The 8,622-nt window shown below is 64.3% G+C and carries 8 protein-coding genes and 1 tRNA gene; 2 read left to right on the forward strand and 7 right to left on the reverse strand.

The window, feature by feature from the left end; translation table 11 throughout:
* Positions 1-69: 69 nt before the first annotated feature.
* The 4 genes from QZV93_RS15640 to coaBC form a co-directional block, all read right to left on the reverse strand.
* On the reverse strand, positions 70-1,458 hold the full coding sequence (locus tag QZV93_RS15640; RefSeq protein ID WP_295559557.1) for a PDZ domain-containing protein: 1,389 nt from the start codon (positions 1,456-1,458) through the stop codon (positions 70-72).
* A gap of 65 nt (positions 1,459-1,523) precedes the next feature.
* Entirely contained in the window at positions 1,524-2,525 is a 1,002-nt protein-coding gene (gene cysK, locus QZV93_RS15645) for a cysteine synthase A (RefSeq protein WP_295559558.1), read from the reverse strand.
* Between the two features lie 127 nt (positions 2,526-2,652).
* Positions 2,653-3,219 (reverse strand): dUTP diphosphatase, encoded by a 567-nt coding sequence (dut, locus tag QZV93_RS15650; protein WP_295559559.1) that lies wholly within the window; start codon positions 3,217-3,219, stop codon positions 2,653-2,655.
* Between the two features lie 4 nt (positions 3,220-3,223).
* The gene (coaBC, locus tag QZV93_RS15655; protein WP_295559560.1) at positions 3,224-4,486 is read right to left on the reverse strand and encodes a bifunctional phosphopantothenoylcysteine decarboxylase/phosphopantothenate--cysteine ligase CoaBC; all 1,263 of its coding nucleotides are present in this window, start codon (positions 4,484-4,486) and stop codon (positions 3,224-3,226) included.
* 130 nt (positions 4,487-4,616) lie between these two features.
* On the opposite strand from coaBC, the gene QZV93_RS15660 reads away from it, so the two are divergent.
* Positions 4,617-5,282, forward strand: a complete 666-nt coding sequence (locus QZV93_RS15660) for a hypothetical protein (protein ID WP_295559561.1) — start codon at positions 4,617-4,619, stop codon at positions 5,280-5,282.
* 9 nt (positions 5,283-5,291) lie between these two features.
* On the opposite strand, the gene QZV93_RS15665 is transcribed toward QZV93_RS15660, so the two are convergent.
* Complete coding sequence (locus QZV93_RS15665; protein ID WP_295559562.1) at positions 5,292-6,074, reverse strand: DUF2939 domain-containing protein; 783 nt, start codon at positions 6,072-6,074, stop codon at positions 5,292-5,294.
* Positions 6,075-6,108: 34 nt separating this feature from the next.
* Positions 6,109-7,092 (reverse strand): complex I NDUFA9 subunit family protein, encoded by a 984-nt coding sequence (locus QZV93_RS15670; protein ID WP_295559563.1) that lies wholly within the window; start codon positions 7,090-7,092, stop codon positions 6,109-6,111.
* Between the two features lie 196 nt (positions 7,093-7,288).
* On the opposite strand from QZV93_RS15670, the gene QZV93_RS15675 reads away from it, so the two are divergent.
* Positions 7,289-7,373 (forward strand) — tRNA-Leu (locus tag QZV93_RS15675).
* A 327-nt stretch (positions 7,374-7,700) separates the two neighbouring features.
* Here the strand turns inward: QZV93_RS15675 and QZV93_RS15680 are convergent.
* Positions 7,701-8,018: a hypothetical protein gene (locus QZV93_RS15680; protein WP_295559564.1), complete on the reverse strand. Its 318-nt coding sequence runs from the start codon at positions 8,016-8,018 to the stop codon at positions 7,701-7,703.
* Between the last annotated feature and the right edge of the window lie 604 nt (positions 8,019-8,622).

Consider the following 8,622-nt stretch of genomic DNA (forward strand, 5'->3'; position numbering starts at 1 on the left):
ATCCCGGCCCGTAGCGCACACATATCGAGCGTTTGGCTCAGTGGACGAAATGAGAAGCAAGGCTACGGCTCAAGCCTGTCCGCCGAGCTCTTCCATGGCGGTGCGCACTTCAGGCGAGAAGGTGCCGTTGATCGGCCCCTTGTAGGTGCCTTCGTCGCGCAGCACCTCCTGCAGCCACTTGCGGTCCGTTTCCGAGAGCACGGTCGGATTCCGCATCAGCTCCGACACCAGATACTTGTCGCCGAGCTTGAGCGAGCGCACGACCCAATAAGCCGCCTCCGTATCGCTCTTCTTCACGCCCTTGCCGATGCGATAGAGGATGCCGAGATTGAACGTCGCGACGGCGTTGCCGAGATCCGCCGCCTTGCGCACCTGATCGGCGGCGCGCGCGTTGAGCTTGTAGGCCTCGTCTTCGTTCTTCGGAATGCCGCGGCCCTGCTCGTACTTCTCGGCGAGCCACGACGTCGCCTCGCTGAGGCCCTTTTCGGAGGCCGCCTGCAACAGCTGAACCGCCTCGTTGTCGTCCTTCGTTACCCCACGGCCCGCTTCATAGAGCAGCGCCAGCCGATGCATGGCGAAGACATGCCCCTTGTCGACCGCCTTCTGATACCAGCGTGCCGCCTCCGCGAAGTCCTGCTTCACGCCACGGCCCGTCTCGTAGAGCGAGCCGAGGTTGGTCATGGCCGCGTCCTGCCCGCCGTCTGCCGCTTCGCGGAACCACTTCACGGCAAGCGTCTCGTTCTTGGGAATGCCAATGCCGTCCTTGGCAAACAGCGCATAGCGCGTCATGGAGCCGAGATGCCCTGCCTCCGCCGCCTTGAGATAGTAGGTTGCCGCCTCGCTGGCGTTCTTCGGCCCGAACACCAGCCCGAGCGAGAGCAGCCGGCCGAGGCTCGCGGACGCCCCCACATTGCCGTCGTTTGCACGATCGACAAGCAGACGCTTGAGGTCCGGTGCGCCGGTGCCGGCCCGCAGCACGTCCACCGTCACCTCTTGGCCCGGATTGAAACGGCGCAGGTCCTGGGTCAGCGCATCGGCATTCGCGATCTCGAGACCGTCGAGCTTCTCGATGACGTCTCCCGCGATCAACCCCGCGCTTCCACTGCCGGCCGATGTCACGTCCGTCACCAGAACGCCCTTGACCCCGTCGAGCGCCAGACCGTCCGCGAGATCACCATCGATCGCCATCGTCCTGGCGCCGAGCGTGCCGTGGGGCTGGCCGTCGGTCACGGTCCTGACCAGCGTTGCCTTGACGGAAAGCCGTGCTGTCGGGATGTTGGAAGCCGTCTTCGCTGGCTTCGGCGGCGTGGGCTTTTCAGTCGACGAGGTCTCGGCCGGAGCCGAGCCGGCCTTGCCGACCTCCCCATCCCCATCGGGAGCCAAGAGCCCCGTCAGCGGCGTCCAGCGCGGCCCCTCGGCATGCGCGGACGCACCGCCCACCGCCAATGGAAGCCCCATGAAAATCGCGAAGAGAAACGGCCGCAACCGAATAACCCCTGTTTCGAAGAACGCGTTGAACAGATTTACGCCTTCTGCGGTGGCTCGACGAAGAGCTCGCTCGTGAAATAGCGCTCCGCCGACGAGGGCGCGAATGTCACCACCGTCTTGCCGCTCATACCCTCGCGCGCCGCCACTTCCAGCGCCGCAGCGACGTTGGCCCCCGTGGAGATTCCACCGGGAATGCCTTCGATTCTCGCAAGCAATCGCGACGTTTCGAAGGCCTTGTCGTTCGAGACACGGACAACCTCGTCGATGAAGGACGTGTCGAGCACCTTGGGAACGAAGCCGGCGCCGATTCCCTGGATCTTGTGCGGGCCACGCGCACCGCCCGAGAGGACCGGGCTGCCCTCGGGCTCGACCGCGATAATCTTGAGCGACGGATTGCGCTTCTTGAGCACCCGCCCACAACCCGTGAGCGTACCGCCTGTTCCAACGCCGACCACCAGAACATCGATCTTGCCCTGCGAGTCGGTCCACAGCTCCTCCGCCGTGGTCTTCTCGTGCACCAGCGGATTGGCCGGGTTCTCGAACTGGCTCGGCTGCACGGCGCCCGGCGTCGAGCTCAGAAGCTGGTTGGCTTTGTCGATGGCGCCCGGCATGCCGCCCGCCGCCGGCGTCAGAACCAGCTCGGCCCCGAGGTGAGCGAGAATCTTGCGCCGCTCCACCGACATGGATTCCGGCATCACCAGCATCAGCTTGTAGCCCCGCGCCGCCGCGACGAACGCGAGCCCGATGCCCGTGTTGCCCGACGTCGGCTCGACCAGCACCGTCTTGCCGGGCGTGATTTTGCCCTCGGCTTCCAGGACGTCGATCATCGACACGCCGATACGATCCTTCACCGACGACAGCGGATTGAAGAACTCGAGTTTGATCAGCACGTCGGCTTTCGCGCCTGCGTCCTTGGCGATGCGTCCGAGCCTGACCAGCGGGGTGTGCCCGATCGTCTCCGTGATATCCGCATAGACCTTGCCGCGGCCCCAGCTCTTGGTGGCTTTGAGTGTCTTGATCTCGGTCGCGTCGGTCATGGCATCCGCCCTTGATTCCTCTTGGAGTTTCTCGAACAGCTTCTCGCACACTTTTACGCGCATCCAAAGTGCCGCGCACGGATTTCCGCCCCCGGCACCTTTGCGTCCGTGTCGCAGCCTAAAGGCGTTAACTCTCGGTTTTCACCCGCTTTCCTGCCCGTGCCGGCGCCTTCGGCTTGGCCGGCGCTTTTGTCCGAACGGAGACCTTCCCGACCCGCGTGGACCCGAAGCCGCCGCTCCCGCGCCGGGTCTCGCTCATCGCCTCGACACGCACCAGCTCGGCGTGTGTGACCGGCGCCACTACGAGCTGCGCGATTCGATCCCCGCGCCGCACCGCGAAAGACACCTCCCCGAGGTTGGCCAGAATGATCTTCACCTCGCCGCGATAGTCTGAATCGATGGTGCCCGGGCTATTGAGCACCGTGACACCGTGCTTGAGCGCCAACCCCGAGCGCGGCCTCACCTGCCCTTCGAAGCCTGCCGGCAACTCGAGCGTGAGCCCAGTCGGAATGAGAGTTCGCCCGCCCGGCGCGATGACGAGCGTCTCGTTCTTGCCCAAGGCCGCCACGAGATCCAGCCCTGCCGCTTCGTCCGACTGATAGGCCGGCAGCGGCAATCCGCGTCCATGGGCAAGCAGTTTCACGCGCACCTGCACCGGCGCTTTTCCTTCGCGGCCCGTCTCGCCCCTCGCCATGCGTTCACACCGACGCCCGGTTTTGAGCGAGATAAGCCCCTGCCCGCTTGAGCAGCGCGTCCGCCACCTCGGCCTTGCTCATGTCCGGCCAATCTTCGACGCCCTCGGCCGTGACGAAATGCACGCGATTGCGGTCGCCGCCGAACACGCCGCCGCCCTCGGAGACATCGTTCGCCACGATCCAGTCGATCGCCTTCGCCTTGCGCTTGGCTTTGGCATTCTCCACCACTGTCTGCGTTTCCGCCGCAAAGCCGATCACCAGCGCCGGACGCTTGGCCCCGCGCTTGGCGATGGTGCCGAGAATGTCCGGGTTCTCGACCAGCTCCAGGGAAGGTGGCGCCGCGCCGGCAGCCTTCTTGATCTTGCCTCGGCCCGGTGCCGCCACGCGCCAGTCCGCGACCGCCGCCGCGAACACGGCGATGTCTGCGGGAAGCGCGGCCTCCACAGCCTCCAGCATCTCGCGAGCGGTTTCCACGTGCCGCACCTCGACGCCTTCGGGATCGGCAATCTGCACCGGCCCCGAGATCAGCGTCACCCGCGCCCCGAGCCGCCGCGCCGCCGCGGCAATGGCATGGCCTTGCTTGCCGGACGAGCGATTGGCGATGTAGCGCACGGGATCGATGGGCTCGTGCGTCGGACCGCTCGTCACCAGCACATGCCGCCCTGCGAGCACCGGCCGCACCGTGCGCACGTTCGAGACGTTTAAAAATCCGAAACCACTGTCGCTATCGCCCGCAAGCAAGCCCTCGATCCTCGACACGATCTCCGCCACCTCTGCCATCCGCCCGACGCCGGCCTCGCCCTTTTCCGCCATCTCGCCGGCGTTGGGACCGATGAAGTGCACGCCGTCGCCTTCGAGCTGGCGCACGTTGCGTTGCGTCGCCTTGTGGCTCCACATGGCCGGGTTCATGGCTGGTGCCGCGAGCACCGGCACGCGCGTCGCGAGCAGGACGGCCGTCGCGAGATCGTTGGCATGGCCCTGCGCCATGCGCGCGAGCAGGTCCGCGGTCGCTGGCGCCACCACCACGAGATCCGCCTCGCGAGCCAGGCGGATGTGACCGATCTCCCGCTCGCCTTCGAGGTCGAACAGATCCGTTGCCACGCGCTCGTTGCTGATCGCGCCGACAGCCAGCGGTGTAATGAACTCCTGCGCCGCCTTGGTCATGATACAGCGCACCCCGATGCCCCGCTCGGCAAGGCGCCGGATGAGATCGAGACACTTGTAGGCGGCAACACCGCCGCCGATGATGAGCAAAACGCGTTTCATGGGATTCCGAAGGCGAAGGCTCCTGCGCTGCCAGGCAGCGTGCCGCAATTGCGGCCAGTCCATAGCATAGAGTTCATGGTATCATAAACCGCGCACCGCAAGCCCCGGGCGCCAAAACCGATGGTTACCGATGGCTCTCCGAACCCGGAAAGGACAGTCCTGGCGCGTTTCGTCCGCGCTGCTGGCCGTCGTTCTGGCCGCGTGCCTCGCCACCACCGGAGCCTCCTCGAACACCGTTGCCGAATGCTTCAGCGACAATAACGAGCGCCGCATTGCCGGCTGTTCCGAGCTGATCGACAACCCCAATCTCGACCCCTCGACCAAGAGCCTCGCCTACGCCATGCGCGCCCTGGCTCTCTCCCTCCAGGGTGCATTGGCCGAGGCACTCCCGGATTACGACATGGCCATCAAGCTCGACCCGTCATCGGCTATGGCGCTCAACAATCGCGCCTGGGTGCTCTACAAGCTCGACCGCCTGTCCGAGGGCATGGCCGACGTGGAACGCTCCCTCACGCTCTCGCCGTCGAGTCCGCACGCCCACGATACCCGCGCCCACATCAAGCAGGCCCAAGGTGAGAAAACGGCGGCGCTTCGCGATTACGAGCAGGCCATGCGCTTCGGCGGCGAGCATCTGGTCAAGCTGTATCAGTGCGGACTTGAGGCTCAGGGCGTGTACACGGGCCCGATCGATGGGCTTTACACGCGCGACGTACGCCGCGCCCTGGAGTTGTGCGTCGGCTCGCCGACATGCGATCCGCTTCCTGCCGACGAGGAATGCCGCGCCGCGACGTCCTAGACCGGCACGCTACATCTCCGGCACCAGCCCCGTGAGTTTCCACGAGCCGTCCACGAACGAGAGATCTGCCGTCAGCTCCGGTTTCTTGGCGGCGGCATCGCGCGCAACACCCACCGACAGGCCAAGCGGCCCGTTGAAGGAAAAGTGCTTGATGTTGCCAATCCCGTACTTGGGCTTTTCGCTCCCCTTCGCCGGCAGCACCTCAGCGACAGGCTCGTGCGCGGCCGCGTCCGTATCTTTGCGGACGGCACCGCCGAAGACCTTGCTGGTGTCGATGCCGAGCTTTCCGGCAATGTCCTCGATCTGGCTCCGCGCGCCCTCGGACTGGTCGGTCGGCACGATCATCAAGCCGCCAAGCCCCTGCGCCTTGGACGTGCGCTCGAGCACAATTCCGTCCAGCGCCTCCTTGAAGCTCTTCCCGCTCGCGTGAATGCGGATCAGCATCTCGGGCGTAACGAACGCGTTCAGCACGGCATCGACGATGCGCGGCATCACCTGCCCCTTGAGCTGATCGCCGAACGCGCCCCCCAGCGTTCCGGCCCGGCGCAACGCATCCGAGATGACTTTATCGACCTGCGCTGAGACCGCGGGCTTGAGCGACAGGCGCACGCTTGGAAAATCGACCCGCGTATTGAGCACTTCCACGTTGTGCGTATCGAGCGACGATTTGATCTCGTAGCCGGCGTAGAGCGGCCAGGCGACGTAGAACGCCAGCGCGACGAGGAATCCGAAGGTTCCGAGCGACCGCACCTTGAGGAAACTTGCGACGGACTGCCGTCCCGATCGGCTCATGCGACACCCCCCTGCGCCTGGCCAGCGCGCTCCGTTACCCGCGATAGTGAGAATATTGCCCCTTCGGCTTGAAGCGCTCGAGGTAGCCCGGCACGATCGAGCCAATCGACTGCGGCGACGCAACGCCGAGCGCCGCCAGATCCCGCCCGTCCTTGAGCGCTTCGCTACTCACCACATTGTCCGTTTGCAGCAGACGCACTTGATCCACCGTCAGCGGACGCAGCGAGTTGGGCAGCGGCCAGGTGAGAAGCGCTTGCAGCTTGGCGAGCCAGAACGGCAGCGAGATGAAACCGCGGTCGCGCCCGGCGTAGTCGAGCGTCCGCTCGAGCAGCTCCCGGAACGAGAGCACTTCGGGACCACCCAGCTCGTAGATCGCGCCGGCCGAGCCCGCGCCACCCGCCGCCTGGGCGATAGCCGCGGCCACATCGCCCACGTAGACCGGCTGAAAGCGCGTCCGTCCGCCTCCGATCAGCGGCAGCAGCGGCGAGACCTGCGCCATTCCCGCGAAGCGATTGAAAAACTCGTCCTCGGGTCCGAACACGATCGAGGGCCGCAGGATGATGGCGCCGGGAAACTCCTCGAGCACGGCCCTCTCTCCAGCCGCTTTCGTCTGCGCGTAGCGGGCGGGCGAGGAAGCCGAGGCACCGATCGCGGAGATATGGACGAAACGCCGCGCGCCGGCTTCTCGCGCCGCACGTGCCACGGCCCGCGCACCGTCGACGTGCACCGCTTTGAACGTTTGTGCGCCGCTTCCCGCCAGGATACCGACCGAGTTGACGACGACATGAGCGCCCTCGACCGCCTTTCGCACCGAATCGGGAAAGCGCAGGTTGGCCTGTACCGGCTGAATCTGCCCGACGTCGCCGATCGGCTGCAGGAACCCGGCGAGGTCCGGACGGCGGCAGGCGGCGCGGATCCGGTAGCCCTTCCTGGCCAGAGCTCGGACCGCATGCCGGCCCACAAAACCCGATCCCCCGAAAATCGTGACGAGTTCGTTGTTCCCGCTCCGCGCAGCCATACCGCTCTCCCCCGCCGCTGTGGCCCGCACTGGCGGGCGAAAATCCCGTCGCGGGCTCGTGCCTTAACGATCTAGCGCACGGGCCCGAACCATGACCAGCGCAAAAAGCGGCCTGTCCTCGGGGGAGATCGGTACACTCAATTGACATTGTGGCCCGCTCCCCGTAGTTCATGGCCCCCGCAGGCTTTGCCGGCTTGCCCAGATGGCGGAATTGGTAGACGCACTAGTTTCAGGTACTAGCGCCGCGAGGCGTGGAGGTTCGAGTCCTCTTCTGGGCACCAGGTATCAGTCCCTCGCCGGGCACCCCATCATTCATTGGGCGGCGAGGGACTTTCCATTTAGATCAGCGACAGAGATTACGGTACAAGGCACGGTACAGCGCGATACCGTGCGCTCTGTACCGTAAAAAGAATGTCCCCAGCCTCGATTTGCGCGACACAATTTACTGCTTATACTGAACATTGAAGACCCTAGGAACGGCTGAGCGGCGGCGAAACTCCGAGACCGTGGCTGAACGACAAGGGCTTTCCTCTCGCAATGCCAATCAGACGTTGAGGACGCGATACCCGTCCGACCCGCTTCAGAGGCGGGTTTTCGTGTTCGATGGGCTAGCTTTCAATCGGAAGCGCGCCGATCAGCTGGAACACGAACCCCAATACGACTAGGCCAATGCCGGTCCAGAACAGACGTTCCCGGAAGATTGCTTCTTCGCCACGGAGCTTCGAGAACTCCTTGGCCATCACCTCCTCTTCCTCGGCCATTCTGTACTTCGGCTTACGCCCTTGCTCGCGAGCCTCATTGCGCTCGTAAGCGTCCTGCAACTGGAGCTGCCGGATCTCCTCTGTGTATTTGAACGTCCGATGCCACTCGAACGCGATGATGGCGAAGCCGACGATATCGGCGATCAATCCGGCGATGGTCCACATAACTGATCTCCCAAAATGCAAAAAGCCCTGCCGAAGCGGGGCTATGCAACATTCGTGGCGAAGAAGTCACTTCACCGCGCTTAAGACATAATTAGTGATTTTGCCCCTTCGGCCACACTGACGACTCAGCGATGAAGGAGACGTGTCGATGGGACCTGGGTCCGCAAACTCAAAGCTGTCGATCTTGCGCGCTCAGCGCTTACCCCGCTGTCACGGGGGACAAGATCGACAGTGGAATATTCGGCGCGCCCTTCACGGCAGTTTGGTCCAGCTGCCGTCTCTCTTAGCCGCCAAGCCCTGCATGACGCGGCGGCATTACCCGCACTAAGCAGATTCGCGATGTCAGTGTCGAGACTACCACTGACGATCCGGGCGAATCTGTTCAGAACCTGTGACTCGAAAGAATCACCCCCTCTGCAACTCGTCGCAAAAAACCTCAACTTTCTGCATTTCTTCCCATCTCCAGCTACGGTACAAACCACGGTACAGAGTTTGGCTCGCCGAAAAAATACATCCGCCAAACAGCATATTAAGTGCCGATGCGGTTTCCCTCTTCTGGGCACCACGGCTTTCCTAAGCCGTCGTACGTTTTTCAGGACGGCGT

This window comes from uncultured Hyphomicrobium sp. (assembly GCF_902826555.1).
Classification (GTDB): domain Bacteria; phylum Pseudomonadota; class Alphaproteobacteria; order Rhizobiales; family Hyphomicrobiaceae; genus Hyphomicrobium_C.